Below are 18,595 nucleotides of genomic sequence, written 5' to 3'. Positions count from 1 at the left end.
AGGTGCTCCAAGGCGATACATAATAAAAAACCGGCCCGAAGGCCGGTTTTTTTACGAGCAAGAATCAGGGATTACTTGCCGTAGACGGTCTTGGAACCGTCAGCGTGCCAGCTGAAGACGTCAAATTTGAAGTCGTTCAGGTCGCCCTGCTTGTTCCAGCTGATTTGACCGATAGGCGTTTTCACGCTGTTGGCGTGCAGGTAATCGGCCACTTTGACTGGATCGTCCTCGCCAGCGCCCTTGATGCCTTCGGCAATCGCAATAGTTGCGGCGTAAGCGGACAGCTGGAACGCACCGCTAGGATCGCGCTTCTTGTCCTTGAAAGCCTGGACGATGGCCTGGTTGTCCGGATCTTGCGAGAAGTCCGCAGGCAAGGTCAGCAACATGCCTTCAACGGCTTTGCCGGCAATGGCGTTAATGTCGGGGTTACCCACGCCTTCCGGTCCCATGAAGTGGACTTTTACGCCTTGCTCGGCGGCTTGACGCAGCAGCAGGCCCATTTCAGGGTGGTAGCCACCAAAGTACACGAAGTCCACGCCGGTGGATTTCAGCTTGGTGATGACGGCGGAGTAATCGCTGTCCCCCGCGTTAATGCCTTCAAACAGGGCAACTTCGGTACCGGCTTTTTGCAGTTCGGAACGAACCGAAGCGGCAATACCTTGGCCGTAGGACTGTTTGTCGTGCAGGACGGCAACTTTAGTGGGCTTGATCTGTTCCAGGATGAACTTGGCAGCGGCTGGACCTTGCTGATCGTCGCGACCAATGGTGCGCAGGATCATTTCGTAGCCTTTGCCGTCGGTAACAGCAGGTGCTGTTGCCGATGGAGTCACCATCAACACGCCTTCGTTGTTGTAGATATCGGTGGCCGCGATGGTAGCGCCCGAACAAACGTGACCGACAACATAGTGGATCTTGTCATTCACGATACGGTTGGCTGCGACGGGACCTTGCTTGGGTTCGCAGGCATCGTCAACAGTGACCAGTTCGAGCTGTTTGCCCAGAACGCCACCGGCAGCATTGATCTGTTCAATGGCCGTATCGACGCCTTGTTTGACCATGTCACCGTATTGGGTAACCGAGCCTGTGAAAGGACCGGCCAGTGCAATACGGATGTTGTCAGCGTGAGCAGCACCGGACAAGAGCAGACCCGTTGCCAGGCTCATGGCCGCTGCAACAGGAGTGAAACGAATTTTCATAGAAAACACCTCCGTGAATATGCAGGAAAGCATACACCGATAACAGGGCTTTATGCCTGCCTGACGCCTGAATTCAGGGTTTTCTATAGGGGGAATAGGAAAGGCCACCGTTTGGTGGCCTTTTTTTATCGCTATTTGAGGGCGATAAGATGGAAATTACTGCAGCAGGCTACGCAGCATCCATGCATTTTTCTCGTGCACGTCCAGACGCTGGGTCAACAAGTCAGCGGTAGGCTGGTCGTCGGCCGAGTCGGCACGGTCAAAAGCGGTGCGTGCAGTACGAGCCAGCGCTTCGTTACCTTTGACCAGCAGTTCGATCATGGTGGTAGCATCCGGCACGGAAGCGGGCTGGGTGATGGAGGACAGCTTCTGGAATTCGGCATAGGTACCAGGGGCGTAGTGACCCAGGGCGCGGATACGCTCGGCGATGTCATCCAGGGCTTGCCACAGTTCGGTGTACTGCGTCATGAACAGCTCATGCAGAGTCTTGAACATAGGGCCGGTGACGTTCCAGTGGAAGTTGTGCGTCATCAGGTACACGGTGTAGGAGTCGGCCAGTACCTTGGACAACTCTTTAACTACAGCAGCACGGTCTGCCGTCGAAATACCGATATCAATTTTCAGAGCGCTGCTGGCGGCGCTGGCAGGAGCAGCGGGTTTGGCGGCGGCAACCGGCGTGGTTGCGGCAGGCTTGCGAGCAGCGGCTGGTTTGGCAGCTGGCTTGGCCGCAGGTTTAGCAGCCGCCTTGGCGGGAGCTTTGGCTGCGGTGGCAGGCTTTTTGGCGACGGCCTTTTTAGCGGTCACTTTTTTGGCGGGGGCCTTGGCGGCTGCCGGTTTTGGTTCAGCCTTTACATCGGCTGCAACTGCGACCTTGGTATCAGTGTTCGGGGCTTCTTCGGCCTTGCTGACCTTGGCGGTTTTACTGACTGCTTTCACGGCTTTTGCCATAGTGGACTCCTGTTGAACAGAGGGCTAAATAGGTACTGAAGCAGAATAACACGCAGTAGGTGTGCGATTTACGCTAGTTCAGGATACGGGAAATTGCTGTTGTATTCGACTTTTAAGTAGTTGACCCCAGCCAAGCCACTTTCCATGATCCCACGGGTCAAGGCGTCAATGGCCGACGTACGTGGAAAACTTTTGCGCCAGACCAAGGCAATGCGACGATCTGGAATGGGTTTTTTGAAGGGGACATAGGCCAGCAGTTCGTTGGCCTGGCCGGGGGCTGTCAGAGAGCTGGCAGGCAGGACAGTCAGACCGATGCCTGTGGCCACCATATGACGGATGGTTTCCAGTGAAGAGCCTTCAAAGGTGCGCTGTATGCCTTCACTGGACGCTGAAAAGCGCGATAGTTCCGGGCAAACATCCAGCACCTGGTCGCGGAAACAATGGCCGGCACCCAGCAGCAGCATGGTCTGATCTTTCAGCTGTTCGGGATCAATTTCCTTGCGCTTGGCCCAGGCGTGTTCATGGGGCATGGCCACCACAAAAGGCTCGTCGTACAGCTCGCGGATAACCAAGCCTGTTTCAGGCAAAGGCAGGGCCACAATGGCGCAATCAATCTCACCTTGGCGCAGCAATTCCAGCAGACGCACGGTAAAGTTTTCTTGCAATAAAAGTGGCATTTGCGGGGTCAGCTCGATTTGCTTGGGAACGAGCTTGGGCAGCAGGTACGGTGCCACGGTGTAAATAATGCCAACGCGCAAAGGGCCTGCCAAAGGATCGTGGCCCTGGCGGGCAATCTCGCGCAGGTTGGCACCCTCTTCCAGGACTTTCTGTGCCTGGGTGACAATGCGCAGCCCGATGGGAGTAATAGCCACTTCGGGCCCGCCACGCTCGAAGATGACCACGCCTAATTCGTCTTCCAACTTCTTGATGGCCACCGACAGCGTCGGTTGGCTCACAAAGCAGGCTTCGGCAGCACGTCCAAAATGACGCTCGCGTGCTACGGCAACGATGTATTTCAGCTCGGTCAATGTCATGACAATTCCTTGTGCAAAACAGCATTAAGACCTTGGGTTAACTACGGAGTAATTCTTCCCGGCCCTTCATCCAGCGCTGTAAATGGTGGTGAGCGTGGTCTGGATAATCACGGCGAAAGGTGCTGGCCAATGTTTGGGCCTGCTCGATCAAATCTTCATCGGACTCCAGGCTGGCAAAACGCAAGCCTGCCTGCCCGGATTGGCGCATGCCCATGAACTCGCCCGGGCCGCGTTGTTCCAGGTCGCGGCGGGCAATTTCAAAGCCATCGGTGGTTTCATACATGGCGCGCAAGCGCAGGCGGGCAATGGCCGACAGCGGTGCCTGATACAGCAAGACGCAGACGGACTGAATCTGCCCCCGCCCTACCCGGCCGCGCAACTGGTGCAGCTGGGCCAGGCCGAAGCGCTCGGCGTGTTCAATAATCATTAAAGAAGCGTTGGGCACGTCTACACCGACTTCAATGACAGTGGTCGCCACCAGCACGTCCAGATTGCCGCTACGGAACGCTTCCATGACCTCGGCTTTCTCCGAGGAAGACAAGCGGCCATGAATCAGCCCTACCCGCAAGGGGGCCAAGGCTTGCTCCAGAGCAGCATGGGTATCGACGGCGGTTTGCAATTGCAGGGCTTCACTTTCCTCGACCAAGGGGCAGACCCAATAGGCTTGTCTACCTTGGGCAACTTCAGCCCGGACGCGCGCCATGATTTCATCACGGCGATTATCGGCGGCCAGCTTTGTAATGATGGGACTGCGACCTGGGGGCAACTCGTCAATCGCGGAGACATCCAGATCCGCGAAAAAAGCCATGGCCAAGGTACGAGGGATAGGTGTGGCACTCATATTGAGCTGATGCGGCAAATAAGCCTGACCTTTCTTGTCTTGCGCATCCCCTTTACGGTTCAGCTCCAGACGCTGGCCAACACCAAAGCGGTGTTGCTCATCCAGAATCACCAATCCTAATTGCTGAAATTGCACATTGTCCTGAATCAGGGCCTGGGTGCCGATGGCCAGTCTGGCCTGTCCGGAGCTGATGGCTTCATAAGCCAAACGTTTGGCCTTGACGCCCAAACTGCCGCTTAACCAGGCCAGCTCGACGCCCAACGGCTCCAGCCAGGCGCGCATCTTCAGATAGTGCTGCTCGGCCAGAATTTCGGTGGGTGCCATCAGAGCCACCTGAAAACCGCTGGCAATGGCTTGCACGGCGGCAATGGCCGATACAATGGTTTTGCCGCTGCCTACATCTCCCTGCAACAGCCGGTGCATGGGATACGAGCGCTTCATGTCCGCGCTGATTTCCTTGATGCAGCGTTTCTGAGCGGCCGTTAACTTGAAGGGCAACGAAGCCAGCAAGGCTTTAGCCAGATCACTATTGCCTTCACGCATAGGCTTGGCACGTTGAGCCTGACGCGCAGCACGAGCCTGCGCCAGAGACAATTGCTGAGCCAGCAATTCATCAAACTTGATGCGGCTCCAGGCCGGATGGCCGTGTTCGAACAAATCGTCGTAGCTGAGCTCGGGCGGTGGGTAATGCAAAAGCCGGATAGCCTCGTTAAACGGCATCAGGCCATATTCGCTACGAACTTCTTCAGGCAGGGTGTCGCGCAGGTCCGCATTATTGAGCGCATCGGCAATGGCTTTGCGCAGCTGTACCTGGCTCAAGCCATCAGTCGTGGGGTAAACAGGGGTCAAGGCGCGGGCCAGGGGTTGGCCGGCTTTGGTGACTTTGGGGTGCACCATTTCCAGGCCATGAAAGCCCTGGCGCACTTCGCCGCGTACTCGCAGGGGCAAATCCCCTTGCAGCTGCTTGAGCTGGCTGGGATAAAAGTGCAGCCAGCGCAAGGCCAGCTCGCCACTTTCGTCGGCAATACGAGCATGGAGCTGCGCACGGGGACGAGCCTGAACATCCGTACTAAGAATACGCCCTTCAATTTGCGCCATCTTGCCAGGGTAGAGATGGGCGATGGGCTCGACCTGAGTCTCGTCCTCGTAGCGCAAAGGAAGATGGACCACGAAGTCGGCAGGCTCTCGTAGGCCGAGCTTTTCAAACTTCTGGTCCAGACTGAGCGCCTTGCGTGGCGCAGCCCGTTTGGCCTGAGGCGCAGGCCGACCTGCGGTCATGGCAATACGTCTTTAGAAATTGAGGATAGCCTCGACCTCGAACTGAGCGCCTTTGGGCAAGCTGGCCACACCGATGGTGGAGCGTGCGGGGAAAGGCTGGGGAATCAGTTCGGCCATGATGGCGTTGGCGCTGGCAAATCGGGACAGATCTGTCAAAAACAAAGTCAGTTTGACGATGTCGCTCAGGCTAGCGCCAGCTTCTTTGACCACAGCTTCCAGGTTGGCAAATGCCTGACGTACCTGACCTTCAAAATTTTCAGATACCAGTTCGCCTGTGGCAGGCTCCAGACCGATTTGGCCAGACAGAAATACTGTCTTGCCACCCGAAGCAATAATGGCCTGAGAGTATGGGCCTACGGCAGCCGGAGCGGCATCGGTGAAGACAACTTGCTTAGTCATAAGAAACCTCTGATGAGTGTTGTACTATCAGAGTTTAAGCGCCTATAGCTAAAATTAACAGATCTTGGCGTGATTATTTTTCCACGAAGGCGCGTTCAATCACGTAGTCACCGGGTTGACCTACACCGGGCGACACTTCAAAACCGCGTTTATCGAGCATGGCGCTGATATCGGTCAGCATGGCGGGGCTGCCGCACAACATGGCGCGATCCTGAGCGGGATCCAGTTGAGAAATGCCCAGGTCTTCGCACAGCTTGCCGGTCTCGATCAGGTCGGTAATGCGGCCGGTATTGCGGAACTCTTCGCGGGTGACAGTGGGGTAATACAGCAGTTTTTCGCGTACCACTTCACCAAAGTATTCGTTCTGCGGCAATTCATTCTGGATGAAATCCGAGTACGCCAGTTCGCTGACAAAACGCACGCCGTGAACCAGTACCACCTTTTCAAAACGCTCGTAGGTGTCGGGGTCCTTGATGATGCTCATGAAAGGAGCCAGACCGGTGCCGGTGCCAAACAGGAACAGATTGCGGCCTGCGCGCAGGTCGTCAATTACCAGCGTACCAACGGGTTTGCGGCTGACCAGAATGGTGTCGCCTTCTTTCAGGTGTTGCAGGCGCGAGGTCAATGGACCGTCCTGTACCTTGATGCTGAGAAATTCCAGATTTTCTTCGTAGTTGGCGCTGGCGATACTGTAAGCGCGCATCAGCGGCTTGCCATCGACTTCCAGACCGATCATTACAAAGTGCCCATTATGAAAACGCAGGGCGGCGTCGCGGGTGGTGGTAAATGAGAACAGGGTGTCGTTCCAGTGGTGGACGCTGAGCACTTGTTCGGTATTGAAAGCTGCCATGTTAGTTGTCGTATAGAGGGGCAACATTGCCCGGATCAGTAAGCAAATATTTGTCCATTGTACCGAGTTCCCCAGGTAAATCCATGCTGATTCACCAATACGATTTGATCGCAATCAGGACTTACCATTAAGTTCCATGAGTCGCCATTCTCCTGCTTTGGCACAGATAGTACGACGATTTCCAGCCTGGAAACGGGCCCACATTCAAATAGCTCTTGCCTAGTTCCTGCATACGTTTGATAATCATTCACATTTTCTGGCTTACAGCCGATTTTTACGCTATTTACGCCTGTTTTGGAGTGTTGATAATGCGCTTTACTCTTCGTAGCCGTGCCCTGACCCAAGCTTTGCTTCTGTCCGCTATGGGCACTATGTCGATGGCGGCTTTTGCCTCTGGCGAAGTCAACCTCTACACCACTCGCGAACCTGGCCTGATTACTCCCCTGCTGGAAACCTTCAGCAAAGACACAGGCGTGAAGGTCAATACCGTGTTTGTGAAAGATGGCCTGATCGAGCGCGTGAAAACCGAAGGCGACAAGTCCCCTGCCGACATTCTGATGACGGTGGACATCGGTAATCTGCTGGATCTGGTGGAAGCCGGAATTACTCAGCCCGTTGAGTCCGCCACTCTGGACGGCGCCATTCCCGCCAATTTGCGCGGTGCCGACAAACAGTGGTACTCCCTGTCCTTGCGCGATCGCGTGGCCTATGTGGCTAAAGACGTGGATGTAAAGAGCATTCACTACGAAGATTTCGCCGATCCTAAATGGAAAGGCAAGGTGTGTATTCGCTCCGGCCAGCACCCCTATAACACAGCCTTGGTGGCTGCCATGATTGCGCATAATGGTGCAGAAGCGACGGAACAATGGCTGCGTGGCGTGAAAGACAACCTGGGCCGCAAGGCTGCCGGTGGTGACCGTGACGTAGCGCGCGACATTCTGGGCGGCATTTGTGATGTGGGTATTGCCAACGCCTACTACGTGGGCCGCATGAAAAACGCCGAGCCTGGTAGCGATGCCTACAAATGGGGCGAAGCCATCAATGTGGTGCGTCCAACCTTTGCTGATACCAAGGGCGGTGGCACACATGTGAATATTTCCGGTGCCGCTGTGGCCAAGCACGCTCCTAATAAGGACAACGCTGTCAAACTGCTGGAGTACCTGGTTTCCGAGAAAGCCCAGAGCCTGTATGCCAAGGCCAACTACGAATACCCCGTGCGCGCCGGTGTTGAGCTGGACCCCGTGGTGGCCAGCTTCGGCCCCATGACGATTGATCCGTTGCCATTGACTGAAATCGCCAAACATCGCAAACAAGCCAGCGAGCTGGTAGATAAAGTTGGCTTCGACAACTAAAATCGCCCTACTCTTTTTCTACGACCGCCAGCTTTGAGAAATCAGAGCGGCGGTCGTCGCGCATTTAAGCGCCTGTAATACCTAGCCTTTCATAATGCCCTTTTTTCGTCGTCTGCCCTTTTGGTCCCTGGCTGCCGCTGTGATTGCCCTGATCGTGGCAGCGCCTGTGATTACCCTGCTGACCCACGCCTTAGGCGGCTCGACTGAGCACTGGTCGCATTTGTTCCAGTTCGTTCTGCCTCAAGCCATGAGCAATACCTTGCTGCTGCTCCTGGGGGTCGGCGTGGTGGTGAGCTGTCTGGGAGTGGGGTCAGCCTGGCTGATTACCGCCTACGAGTTTCCCGGACGACGGGTCTTGCAATGGGCTTTGTTGCTGCCGCTGGCAGTGCCGACCTATATCGTGGCCTTTGCGTATCTGGATTTGCTGCATCCGATTGGCCCGATTCAGTCTGCCATTCGCTACGTCTTGGGCTATAGCAACCCGCGTGAATTCCGTTTGCCAGATCTGCGCTCCTTGGGTGGCGCAATTTTTCTGCTGGGTTCGGTGCTCTACCCCTATGTATACCTGAGCACGCGCGCCATGTTTGCGACACAATCGGCCAGCTTGCTGGAGGCTGCCCGCATTATGGGTGAATCGGGCCGCAGCGTATTTTTTCGGGTCGTGTTGCCCATGGCCCGCCCCGCGATTGCAGTGGGTGTCAGCCTGGCTTTGCTGGAAACGCTGAACGATATTGGTGCTTCCGAGTTTCTGGGCGTGCAGACCCTGACGGTGTCTATTTACACCACCTGGGTGACGCGCTCGGATTTGGCGGGTGCCGCGCAAATTGCTGTTTCCATGCTCTGTCTGGTGGCGGCGCTGATCAGCATCGAGCGTTATGGTCGCCGCCGCCAAGCCTATTCCAGTAATCAGCGTTCCGAACCCATTCGACCTACCCGGTTGAAAGGCTCCGCTGCCTGTATCGCCATTGCTTTGGGTGTAGCGCCCGTGCTGGTGGGCTTTGTGGCCCCCTCCCTGTATTTGTTGAATGAGACCATCAAGCATGTGAGCTTGGCGGGCGGTGTGTCGGCGCAATTGCTGAGCAGCGCCTGGAACACCTTGTATATCGCAGCTCTGGCCACTATCGCGACCCTATCTTGTGGCTTGGTCGTCGCCTGGGCTGCTCGGGCAGTACGTTCGGGACGCAAACCGCGTCTGGCTCGTTTTCTGGCAGGTGTCAGCAGTCTGGGATACGCCATTCCGGGAACCGTACTGGCGATTGGGCTGTTGACGCCCCTCGTCATGTTTGACTCTTTCTACAATCAAGTCATGTCCTGGTTTGGTGTTTCGGCGACGGGTTTGTTGTTGATGGGTTCAACGCTGGCTTTGGTTTTGGCTTATACCCTGCGCTTTCTGGCGATCTCGGTTGGCGGTATTGAAGCCGGGCTGGCTCGAATCCCGGCATCGCTGGAGCAGGCTTCCCGTTTATTGGGTGAAACCCCGGCGGGGACGCTGAAACGTGTGCACTTGCCCTTGCTGCGCCCCGCTATGGGCGCGGCTGCTTTGCTGATTTTTGTTGATGCCATGAAGGAGCTGCCTGCGACCTTGTTGCTGCGTCCGATGAATTTCGAGACCTTGGCAACCTGGCTGTATGCGGAAGCGGCTCGTGGGACTTATGAGGAAGGCGCGGTTGCCGCCTTGGCCATTGTGCTGGCCGGTTTGATCCCCGTTATTTTATTGGCACGTACTCAATTGATGGCCTCTGGCCCACGCGCATCATGAACGATTTTCTGGATTTGCAGGCGATTACCCTGTCCTACGAAACGTCTGAAGGTTTTCGGCCGGTTGTTGACCAGCTCAGCCTGCATTTGCCCCAAGGGGAAATCGGCTGTCTGCTGGGGGCCTCGGGCTGTGGCAAGACCACGGTCTTGCGGGCCATTGCCGGTTTCGAGCCTTTGCGTGCCGGACATATTCTGTTGAATGGCCGTGTCTTGTCGGCTGTGTCTCAGCAAGTGCCGCCGGAAGACCGCCATGTGGGCATGATGTTCCAGGATTACGCCCTCTTTCCTCACCTGACGGTAGAAAAAAACGTGGCCTTTGGTCTGCGCAAATGGGATAAAGCCCAGCGTCAGGCCCGAGTACTGGAAATGCTGGAACTGGTCGATCTGGCCCGTTTGGCGCAGCGCTATCCGCATGAATTGTCGGGTGGCCAGCAGCAGCGCGTGGCTTTGGCACGCGCCTTGGCTCCCAAACCCTCTCTGCTGTTGCTGGATGAACCGTTTTCCAATCTGGATGTGGATACCCGCGAGCGCTTGGCGTTTGAGGTGCGCGACATTCTGAAAAGCGCGGGCATTACCGCGATTCTGGTCACCCACAATCAGGCTGAAGCCTTTGCGATTGCCGATCGTATTGGTGTGATGCAGGCTGGCAAGATCATCCAGTGGGATACGCCTTACAGCCTGCATCATCGTCCTGTGAATGACTTTGTGGCGGACTTCATCCGCCGCGAAGCCATCATGGCGCAACGGGCCCAGGCCTTTTTGCGTGGCGAGCCTGCGTAGTTGCAAGTACGGCAGATCTAGCGTGCGCCATGCTGTCCTCTACGCGCTGATCAAGGACGGCTTGATCAGCATCCAGACTGCCATCGCCACCATCATCAGGTTTTCAGTCAGAGAGACAAAGCCCAAGGGCACCTTGCTGTCACCACCTACGCAGGCACATTTCAGTTCGCGCTTGTCGATATAGACCGCCTTGAACACTGACCAGGCACCGATGCTGCCAATAAATAAGGCGATGGGCACAGACAGCCACATCAGGGCACCGGCCAGCATCAACACGCCGGCCACTGCTTCTCCAAAGGGGTACAGATAGGCGTAGCGCACCCATCGTTGGGCAAGCAAGTCGTAGTTCAGGAACATGGTGGCAAAGCCGTCCACATCTTTGAGCTTCTGCACGGCCAGCAAACACATGGCAATGGCAATAAACCATTCCAGCGCCTGGAGCAGGACAATCTGTCCGAATGCCGCCCAGGAAACGGCTAGCGCCATCAAGCCAGCCATCACAAACAAGGCGATCACGGGCGTGTAGCTGACGGCATCCTTGTCCTTGACCTTCCCACCGAAATACTCGACCAGTTCGTCATAGCCCCCTATCCGTTTTCCATTGATAAAGGTCTGGGGGGTTGTGCTGACTTGATGCTTGGCCTTGAAAGCGTCAATCTCTTCGCGATTCCTGAGCCAGTGATCGTCCAGCTCGTAGCCTTTGCGTTTGAGCAGTGCGCGTGCTTTAAGCCCGAAGGGACAGATATGTTCTGCCGTCACCATGCGGTAAAGCTCGGCGTGTTTGGCGGTGTGTGTAGCCATATGCGACTCCTTTGACGTGATGCTGTTTGTCGGAAGCCCTCCCCTGACGCTCATGCAAGCGTTTATCTGACACCCTAAACCAGGTGTCAGGAAGTGTGAGTAAGCAGGTGTAGTGATTTAGTAGTGTTAGTGATCGATTGTTTTTGCCTGATCGTAAGGTCTCAGGGGCTGGGGGGTAGCGCATCGCATGAAAATGGGCAGAACAAGGGCAACAAACGCTGTCAGGAGCAACAAGACATGAAGGTCTGGCACGGATACATCCAGAGAGCGGAGCAGTAGGGAGGGAATAGCCAGAGCAATAAAGCTGCCGATGTGGTTGCCTGTGGTTTGCAAAGCCATGAAGCGGCCCCGCTGAGCTTGAGTGGGGTAGCTTGTACTGCGGGCGCTGGCGCAGACTAGACGAGTGTAGCTGCCCGTCATGAACAGAATCATGAATATGTGAGCTGTTCCCCGCCCCAGGGCCAGCATGATCAAGGACAAGAGCAAGATCAACGTACCCAGATCAGAGATACGGGTCTCGCCCCATTTTTTGATGCCCGTAGCGGATAGGCGGGAGGCGATCAAGGCGGCGATACCGCCCAACATGAAGATCACAGGCATTTGCTGTGCTTGAGTGTCGTAGCGTAGCGCCAAAACGGGGATCAGGACCGGGATCAGTAATAGTGAGCCTGCCTGCGCAATAGCCGGCAGGCTTAGCCAGCGCCAGGCCTCTTTACCTAGAGCTAGTGGTGAGGGTTGCGCTGCAACGCAAGGGTTGGAAGGCAGATAGCGATGAGCAATTGCGACGGCAAGCAGGCAGAGCACGGCCAGAGTCATCAATGCGATACGCCAGCCCAGTTCCACGGCGATGAACAAGGTGGCGGGCATTCCGGCGATACTGACCAAGGCAAAGGCGCTGACCACAATGGCAATCGCGTCGGTACGTTGCTCGGCATTCATGCCATGCAGCAGTAAAGTCGTTGCGGCGCTCATTAAAAAACCACCTAGCAAACCAGCTCCCAGACGCAGCAGGATAAATAGCCCGAATTCGGAGCTGATGGACCCCAAAGCGGTTAATACGGCCAAGAGAATCAGTGCCAGGAGCAGTAAAGGCTTTAGTGCCGCGCGGTGCATCCAGCGTGCAGCCAGGACGCCCGATAAAGCGGCGCCGCCCATAAAGGCGGAAGCGGCATAGCCGGCGTAGGTGGCAGGAACATCAAAGTCCACTGCCATCCAGACAAACAAAGGCGTCAAGGCCATGAATTCCAGAGCATGAACAAACTGGATAAAAGACACGGCACGGGCACGCAGCCGGGGACGAAACACTTCAGAATCAGACATGATGATACGCATAAAGAAAGAGGCCTCTAGCCTAATTCTTCGCGGTTTTGATATGTAGTCTCTATAATTCGAATATTAAATTATCAAAACCGGGATAATTCCATGGCTCCTCAGCTGAATTTGAATGCCTTGCGGGTTTTTATCCAGGTAGCTGAAAGTGGCAGTTTTACGGCTGCAGCTCAGGTGCTGGATTTGCCGACCTCCAATGTCAGCCGTTATGTGGCGCAACTGGAGCGGCAGATTGGTCAGCGCTTGCTGGAGCGCAGTTCCCGGCAACTGCGTTTGACCAGTGTGGGCCAGGGCTTGTTTGATACCGTTCAGCCCTGGTGGGGAGCCTTAAAGCAGGCTGAACAGGATTTGCTGGATCAACGCACCCGTTTGTCGGGACGCTTGCGGATTTGTATTCCATCCGAGGTGGGGCCGTTTCTATTGGCGGGTGTCCTGGCAGATTTTGCGGCCCAGCATCCGGATCTGGAACTGCATTGTCAAACCAACCTGGAAGGCCCTGGTGTGCTGGCGCAGGATTTTGACCTGGCCTTATTGATGTGTCGGGGTGCTCTGCCAGACAGCAGTCTGGTGGTGCAGGAATTGTGTTCTTTTGATTGCCAGGTCGTGGCGGCACCTGCCTTGATCGAGCAATACGGTATGCCCAGCAGCCTGGAAGAGTTGGAACAGTTGCCCTGCATTACGACCGATACAGCTTTGGATGGCCAAGCCTGGCAGTTTGTCTTGCCCAATGGTCGCTTTCAAATTTTGAACGTCCCCAGCCGCTTTCGTGTGAATAGCGGTTTGCTGGCGGGAGCTGGCGCCGTCAAAGGGCTGGGTTTTGCGATTCTGGTGCGGCAGGGATGTGAGAAGGAGATCGCCCAAGGGCGTCTGATTGCCGTTCCCCTGCCCTTGCCGCCTGCCCCTTTGCGTCTGGTACTGGCGTATACGCATCGACGACACTTGTCGAACTCGGCACGTGCCTTGATTGAGTATCTGAAGGCCCAAGCTGATATCGGCACCTTGCCTGGATTAAACACCCATTAACTTGGGGGCCTTGTAGGGTTTGAGCTTGGGTCGTCGTTGCAGCAACCGACGCTATATCAAGCAATGACGGCTGCTTTGACCATATCAATATGAGGAATGCCGTCCTCGTCGTAGATCTCGCCCACAGGCTCAAAACCTAAAGAGCCGTAGAACTTCTGCAAATGCGCCTGTGCGCCAATGCGTATGCCTGCGCCAGGATAGTGGGCTTCCGTAAAGCGGATCGCTTCAGCCACTAGCGCGTAGCCGATTTTCAGGCTACGGAACTTGGCCAAGGTCAGGACACGGCCAATGGAAGGCTCATCATATTTCAGGCCCGGTTCGACAACGCGAGCATAAGCAGCCAGCTCGCCGTCCTTGAGCACGGACAAATGCCAGGAATCCAGGTCCAGGCCGTCCACGTCCTGGTAGGCACACTCCTGCTCCACCACAAACACCGCCTCGCGAGCCTGGATGATTGTGTACATTTCCCGCGTGGACAGATCGTCCAACCGTTTCCATTGAAAAACCAGGTCCATCTTTACTTCCATGACGATAAGGTTTGGGTGACTGCGTATGGTAATCGTCCGAGGGCAGAATAAAAAGAGCGGCCCGAACGCCGCTCTTTTTGATCGTACTGGCCAAAACCAGTGCCTTCGATCTTACAGGCTGTAGTACATGTCGAATTCGACCGGGTGCGGAACCATACGCAGACGGGTGATTTCGGCTTGTTTCAGCTCGATGAAGGCGTCCAGCATTTCATTGCTGAACACACCGCCACGGGTCAGGAATTCGCGATCTTTGTCCAGGGACTCGATCGCCTGTTCCAGCGACACGCAAACGGTTGGGATTTTTGCATCTTCTTCGGGTGGCAGATCGTACAAGTTCTTGTCGGCTGCATCGCCGGGGTGAATCTTGTTCTGCACACCGTCCAGACCGGCCATCATCAGGGCCGAGAAGGCCAGGTATGGGTTGGCCATTGGATCGGGGAAGCGGGCTTCCACACGACGCGCCTTGGGGTTGCTGACGTAAGGAATGCGGATCGAGGCCGAGCGGTTACGGGCGGAGTAAGCCAGTTTCACTGGGGCTTCAAAGTGCGGAACCAGACGCTTGTAGGAGTTGGTCGTGGGGTTGGTGATGGCGTTCAGGGCACGGGCGTGCTTGATGATGCCGCCAATGTAGAACAGCGCGAACTCGGACAGACCGGCGTACTCGTTACCGGCAAACAGGTTCTGGCCGTCTTTCCAGATGGACTGGTGCACGTGCATGCCGGAACCGTTGTCGCCGACCACGGGCTTGGGCATGAAAGTTGCCGTTTTGCCATAAACGTGAGCCACGTTATGGATGGTGTACTTCATGATCTGGTTCCAGTCCGCACGCTCGACCAGAGTCGAGAAGCGCGTACCGATTTCCAGCTGGCCGGGAGCGGCCACTTCGTGGTGGTGGATTTCAACAGGAACGCCCTGCTGTTCCAGCAGCAAACACATTTCAGCGCGCAGATCGGCAAAGGAGTCTGTAGGCGAAACAGGAACGTAGCCGCCTTTGACGCCAGGACGGTGACCCAGGTTATTGCCATTGAGTTCCAGACCACGCGACCAGGGAGCTTCTTCAGAGCGAATCTTCACGAAGCTGCCCGACATGTCGTCGTTCCAGGTAATACCGTCGAACACGAAGAATTCCGGCTCGGGACCAAAGTATGCGGTATCGCCCAAACCGCTGGAGCGCAGGTAGGCTTCAGCACGCTTGGCCAGCGAACGTGGGTCGCGGTCGTAACCTTTCAGATCGGAAGGCTCGACCACATCGCAGGTCAGAATCAGGGTGGGCTCTTCACGGAACGGGTCCATACGGGCGGTTTTGGCGTCCGGGATGAGCAACATGTCCGAGGCTTCGATTCCTTTCCAGCCAGGCAAGGAAGAGCCGTCAAAGGCGACACCAGACTCAAAGCGATCCTCGTCCACCGCGTGTGCGGGGGTGGTCAAGTGGTGCTCACGGCCCAGGGTATCGGTAAAGCGGAAATCGACAAACGTGATTTCGCGTTCGGCGATGATCTTCAGAACATCTTCGGGGGAGGACATGGTTACTCCAGCGTCAATGACGTTAACAAAAAGTGAGGAGGAGTGGCGCGGATCATTGTGTAACCCACTACGGCAGGTCTTAATTACGTTTATCGGGATTGCCGCTGAATCTGATCCAAACAGCGCAATACCGATAAAGTAGTTATGGCATAGGACTTACCAGAAATTAATTGTAGAGCAATTGTGCAGATGCACAATAAAAAATGTCTTAAATAAACAATTAAATGTCAGGAACCTTCATCAGGAAGGAATGCTTCCTGTAAATCATTTAAGAATCGCCAGCCTAAATCGGTGGTTCGAATACGAACCGGATCGGAAGCCAGCAAACCTTTCTCGATATTGCGCTTGATCACGGGCAGGATGTGCGCAAGGGGCACACCCGTGCGTTCCTGGAAGTACTGGGCTGGTACGCCCTCTTTCAGGCGCAACACGTTCAGCATGAACTCAAAGGGCAAGTCTTTGGGTGTGACACGGGCATTGTGCGCATAGTGGCTGCCGTCGCGCTTGATGGCGTTCTGCATCCATTGCGCCGGGCTGCGGGTGGTAGCAGTACGGATAATGCGGTCGTGAAAGGACAGCTTGCCGTGGGCTCCCGGGCCTATTCCGATATAGTCGCCAAATTCCCAGTAATTCAGATTGTGGCGGCTATGGCCACCGCGCTTGCTGTACGCCGAGATCTCGTACTGGTTCCAGCCACGGCTGGCGGTCAGCTCGATCAGGCGGTCCTGCATGGCGGCGCTGTCGTCGTCATTGGGCAAGACCGGCGGGTATTTCGCGAAAACGGTATTGGGTTCCAAGGTCAAATGGTAGAGCGACAAGTGCTCGGTCTCATAAGACATGGCCTGCAAAATGTCCTGCTCGGATTGCGCTGGGGTCTGGCCCGGCAAGGCGTACATGACATCCAGATTCACGCGATCCACGGCTTTCATGGCAGCTTCAATGGCCTGTTGTGCTTGCTGGCTGTCGTGAATGCGGCCCAGCGCTTTCAGGGCCTCATCGTTAAAGCTCTGAATGCCCAAGGAAATCCGGTTCACGCCACTGTGTGCAAAATCCATGAAGCGCGAGGCTTCGGAGGCTCCAGGATTGGCTTCCAGCGTAATTTCTGCGTCGGGCAGCAAGTTCAGGTGGGAGCGCAGCAAGGCCAGCATGCGGTCCAGCGCCTGGGCTGACAACAGACTGGGCGTGCCACCACCGATAAATACGGAAATTACCTGCCTGCCCCAGACCAGCGGCAGGGTTTGTTCCAGATCGGCCTGCAAAGCGTCCAGATACTCGTTTTCGGGCAGTTCAGCGGGTGCTTCGTGTGAGTTGAAGTCACAGTATGGACATTTGCGCACGCACCAGGGCACGTGCACGTAGACGGACAAGGGCGGCAGGCTGGGCAGCAAGGTGGCCGGGCCGGAGCCAGGCCGGATGCGTACCTCGGGAGAGAAAACAGTCATGGTGTTACTCGGCGGCCAGACGGGCCAACAAGGCTTGCATGGCTTGCGCCCGGTGGCTGTATTTGTTCTTCACTTCAGGAGAGAGCTGCGCCGCAGTTTGCTTGAGCTCTGGCAGATAAAAGTGAGGATCATAGCCAAAGCCGTGCTCGCCAGCGGGTTGATCCTGAATCTCCCCTTCCCAGACGCCTTCAATCACGATGGGCCGTGGGTCCTGGGCATGGCGCACATACACCAGAACAGCCACATAACAGGCGCGACGGTCGCTTTGTCCTTGCAGACGCTGGACCAGCAAGGCGTTATTGGCTGCATCGGACTTTTCACCGCCCAGTTCGCGAGCGGCAAAACGGGCGGAATATACGCCGGGGGCTTCGTCCAGGGCGCGCACACAGAGGCCGGAGTCATCGGCCAAGGCGGGCAAGCCGCTTAATTGGCTGGCATGACGGGCCTTGGCCAGTGCATTCTCGATAAAAGTGGCAAAGGGTTCCTCGGCCTCGGGAATGTTCAATTGGCCTTGAGGAACCATGCTGATACCGGCCTGAGCCAGGATGGCGGAAAACTCCTTGAGTTTGCCGGCATTGTTGGAGGCCAGGACGACACGCTTGGATTCAGTGTTCATAAGTCGCAGCAGGCGGCAAAGCGCCCTGTTCAGTAAAAATGGCAAGGCGCCGTGCCAGGCAGTGTGTGCTGCATGGGACGGCGTCCCAATAGCGGTTTGTCCCGCTGCCTGGCGGTGTCGCGCAGGGAGCAGGACAGACCCGTTTCATCGCGATCAGCCCTGCAAGGCTTGTTTCTGGGCTTGCATCAGCTCGGCAATGCCCTGCTCGGCCAGATCCAGCAAGCGATTCAAGGTGGGGCGTGCAAAAGTCTGGCCTTCGGCGGTGCCCTGCACTTCCACCAGATTACCGCTGCCTGTCATGACGATATTCATGTCCACGCCGCAGGCGGAGTCTTCCAGGTAGTCCAGGTCCAGGACGGGGTTGGATTCGAACACGCCGACCGAGACGGCCGCCAGTTGATCCAGAATGGGCGAGGCTTGCAGCTTGCCCTGCTCTTGCAGGCTGCGTACGGCCAGGCTGGCTGCGACCCAGGCCCCAGTGATGCTGGCGCAGCGGGTGCTGCCGTCGGCTTGCAGAACGTCACAGTCAATGTGAATGGTGCGCTCGCCCAGGGCTTTCAGATCAAAGACAGCGCGCAGGCTGCGGCCGATCAGACGCTGGATTTCCTGGGTACGGCCATTTTGCTTGCCACGGGCCGCTTCACGGTCCGAGCGCGTGTGCGTGGAGCGAGGCAGCATGCCGTATTCCGCCGTTACCCAGCCCTGTTCCTTGCCTTTCAGAAAGGGAGGGACTTTGTCGAGCACGCTGGCATTGCACAGAACATGGGTTTCACCCAGACGGATCAGTACCGAGCCTTCGGCGTGACGGGTAAAGCCGGTCACCAGTTCGATAGGACGGCATTGTGCAGCAGATCGACCCGAGGGACGTGCAATCGTAGCGTTTTCAGACAAGGCTAG

17 protein-coding genes are annotated in these 18,595 nt (G+C 56.3%); 4 read left to right on the top strand and 13 right to left on the bottom strand.

Features of this window, described 5'->3' with window-relative positions; genetic code table 11:
• Positions 1 to 71: 71 nt before the first annotated feature.
• From NBV64_RS10105 to NBV64_RS10080, 6 genes are all read right to left on the bottom strand, one after another.
• Positions 72 to 1,196: a branched-chain amino acid ABC transporter substrate-binding protein gene (locus NBV64_RS10105; RefSeq protein WP_026482583.1), complete on the bottom strand. Its 1,125-nt coding sequence runs from the start codon at positions 1,194 to 1,196 to the stop codon at positions 72 to 74.
• A 156-nt stretch (positions 1,197 to 1,352) separates the two neighbouring features.
• Positions 1,353 to 1,820, bottom strand: a complete 468-nt coding sequence (locus NBV64_RS10100; RefSeq protein WP_026482584.1) for a Dps family protein — start codon at positions 1,818 to 1,820, stop codon at positions 1,353 to 1,355.
• A 392-nt stretch (positions 1,821 to 2,212) separates the two neighbouring features.
• Positions 2,213 to 3,178: a LysR substrate-binding domain-containing protein gene (locus tag NBV64_RS10095; protein ID WP_009453943.1), complete on the bottom strand. Its 966-nt coding sequence runs from the start codon at positions 3,176 to 3,178 to the stop codon at positions 2,213 to 2,215.
• Positions 3,179 to 3,215: 37 nt separating this feature from the next.
• On the bottom strand, positions 3,216 to 5,297 hold the full coding sequence (gene recG / locus NBV64_RS10090; protein WP_203144637.1) for an ATP-dependent DNA helicase RecG: 2,082 nt from the start codon (positions 5,295 to 5,297) through the stop codon (positions 3,216 to 3,218).
• A 12-nt stretch (positions 5,298 to 5,309) separates the two neighbouring features.
• On the bottom strand, positions 5,310 to 5,696 hold the full coding sequence (locus NBV64_RS10085; protein ID WP_009453941.1) for a Rid family detoxifying hydrolase: 387 nt from the start codon (positions 5,694 to 5,696) through the stop codon (positions 5,310 to 5,312).
• A gap of 73 nt (positions 5,697 to 5,769) precedes the next feature.
• Complete coding sequence (locus tag NBV64_RS10080) at positions 5,770 to 6,546, bottom strand: ferredoxin--NADP reductase (RefSeq protein WP_250755680.1); 777 nt, start codon at positions 6,544 to 6,546, stop codon at positions 5,770 to 5,772.
• A 308-nt stretch (positions 6,547 to 6,854) separates the two neighbouring features.
• Here NBV64_RS10080 and NBV64_RS10075 point away from each other — a divergent pair, with 308 nt between their 5' ends.
• The 3 genes from NBV64_RS10075 (at position 6,855) to NBV64_RS10065 (ending at position 10,436) form a co-directional block, all read left to right on the top strand.
• A complete protein-coding gene (locus tag NBV64_RS10075; protein ID WP_009453937.1) occupies positions 6,855 to 7,898 on the top strand; it encodes a Fe(3+) ABC transporter substrate-binding protein in 1,044 nt (347 codons plus the stop codon).
• Positions 7,899 to 7,992: 94 nt separating this feature from the next.
• Positions 7,993 to 9,657 carry an ABC transporter permease gene (locus NBV64_RS10070; protein ID WP_250755678.1) on the top strand — a complete coding sequence of 555 codons (1,665 nt, stop codon included), beginning with the start codon at positions 7,993 to 7,995 and terminating at the stop codon, positions 9,655 to 9,657.
• Complete coding sequence (locus NBV64_RS10065; RefSeq protein ID WP_035271544.1) at positions 9,654 to 10,436, top strand: ABC transporter ATP-binding protein; 783 nt, start codon at positions 9,654 to 9,656, stop codon at positions 10,434 to 10,436. Before NBV64_RS10070 ends, NBV64_RS10065 begins: the two co-directional genes overlap by 4 nt.
• Positions 10,437 to 10,475: 39 nt before the next feature.
• On the opposite strand, the gene NBV64_RS10060 is transcribed toward NBV64_RS10065, so the two are convergent.
• Together NBV64_RS10060 and NBV64_RS10055 are read right to left on the bottom strand one after the other, a co-directional pair.
• Positions 10,476 to 11,237 (bottom strand): MauE/DoxX family redox-associated membrane protein, encoded by a 762-nt coding sequence (locus tag NBV64_RS10060; protein WP_250755676.1) that lies wholly within the window; start codon positions 11,235 to 11,237, stop codon positions 10,476 to 10,478.
• Between the two features lie 126 nt (positions 11,238 to 11,363).
• Complete coding sequence (locus NBV64_RS10055) at positions 11,364 to 12,557, bottom strand: MFS transporter (RefSeq protein ID WP_250755674.1); 1,194 nt, start codon at positions 12,555 to 12,557, stop codon at positions 11,364 to 11,366.
• A 102-nt stretch (positions 12,558 to 12,659) separates the two neighbouring features.
• Here NBV64_RS10055 and NBV64_RS10050 point away from each other — a divergent pair, with 102 nt between their 5' ends.
• Positions 12,660 to 13,589: a LysR family transcriptional regulator gene (locus NBV64_RS10050; RefSeq protein WP_250755673.1), complete on the top strand. Its 930-nt coding sequence runs from the start codon at positions 12,660 to 12,662 to the stop codon at positions 13,587 to 13,589.
• A 56-nt stretch (positions 13,590 to 13,645) separates the two neighbouring features.
• Here the strand turns inward: NBV64_RS10050 and NBV64_RS10045 are convergent, their stop codons facing one another.
• The 5 genes from NBV64_RS10045 to rph all read right to left on the bottom strand — a co-directional run bounded on the left by NBV64_RS10045 (position 13,646) and on the right by rph (position 18,589).
• On the bottom strand, positions 13,646 to 14,104 hold the full coding sequence (locus NBV64_RS10045) for a GNAT family N-acetyltransferase (protein WP_035271535.1): 459 nt from the start codon (positions 14,102 to 14,104) through the stop codon (positions 13,646 to 13,648).
• Between the two features lie 123 nt (positions 14,105 to 14,227).
• Positions 14,228 to 15,640: a type I glutamate--ammonia ligase gene (gene glnA / locus NBV64_RS10040; protein WP_021446603.1), complete on the bottom strand. Its 1,413-nt coding sequence runs from the start codon at positions 15,638 to 15,640 to the stop codon at positions 14,228 to 14,230.
• 227 nt (positions 15,641 to 15,867) lie between these two features.
• Positions 15,868 to 17,082, bottom strand: coding sequence for a radical SAM family heme chaperone HemW (hemW, locus tag NBV64_RS10035; protein ID WP_021446604.1), 1,215 nt, complete (start codon positions 17,080 to 17,082; stop codon positions 15,868 to 15,870).
• Positions 17,083 to 17,086: 4 nt separating this feature from the next.
• On the bottom strand, positions 17,087 to 17,698 hold the full coding sequence (gene rdgB / locus NBV64_RS10030; protein WP_009453909.1) for an RdgB/HAM1 family non-canonical purine NTP pyrophosphatase: 612 nt from the start codon (positions 17,696 to 17,698) through the stop codon (positions 17,087 to 17,089).
• 153 nt (positions 17,699 to 17,851) lie between these two features.
• Positions 17,852 to 18,589, bottom strand: a complete 738-nt coding sequence (gene rph / locus NBV64_RS10025; RefSeq protein WP_274984776.1) for a ribonuclease PH — start codon at positions 18,587 to 18,589, stop codon at positions 17,852 to 17,854.
• Between the last annotated feature and the right edge of the window lie 6 nt (positions 18,590 to 18,595).

This window comes from Alcaligenes sp. DN25 (assembly GCF_023674485.1).
GTDB classification, from domain to species: domain Bacteria; phylum Pseudomonadota; class Gammaproteobacteria; order Burkholderiales; family Burkholderiaceae_B; genus Alcaligenes; species Alcaligenes phenolicus.
This window is presented reverse-complemented; position numbering and strand designations above follow the sequence as displayed.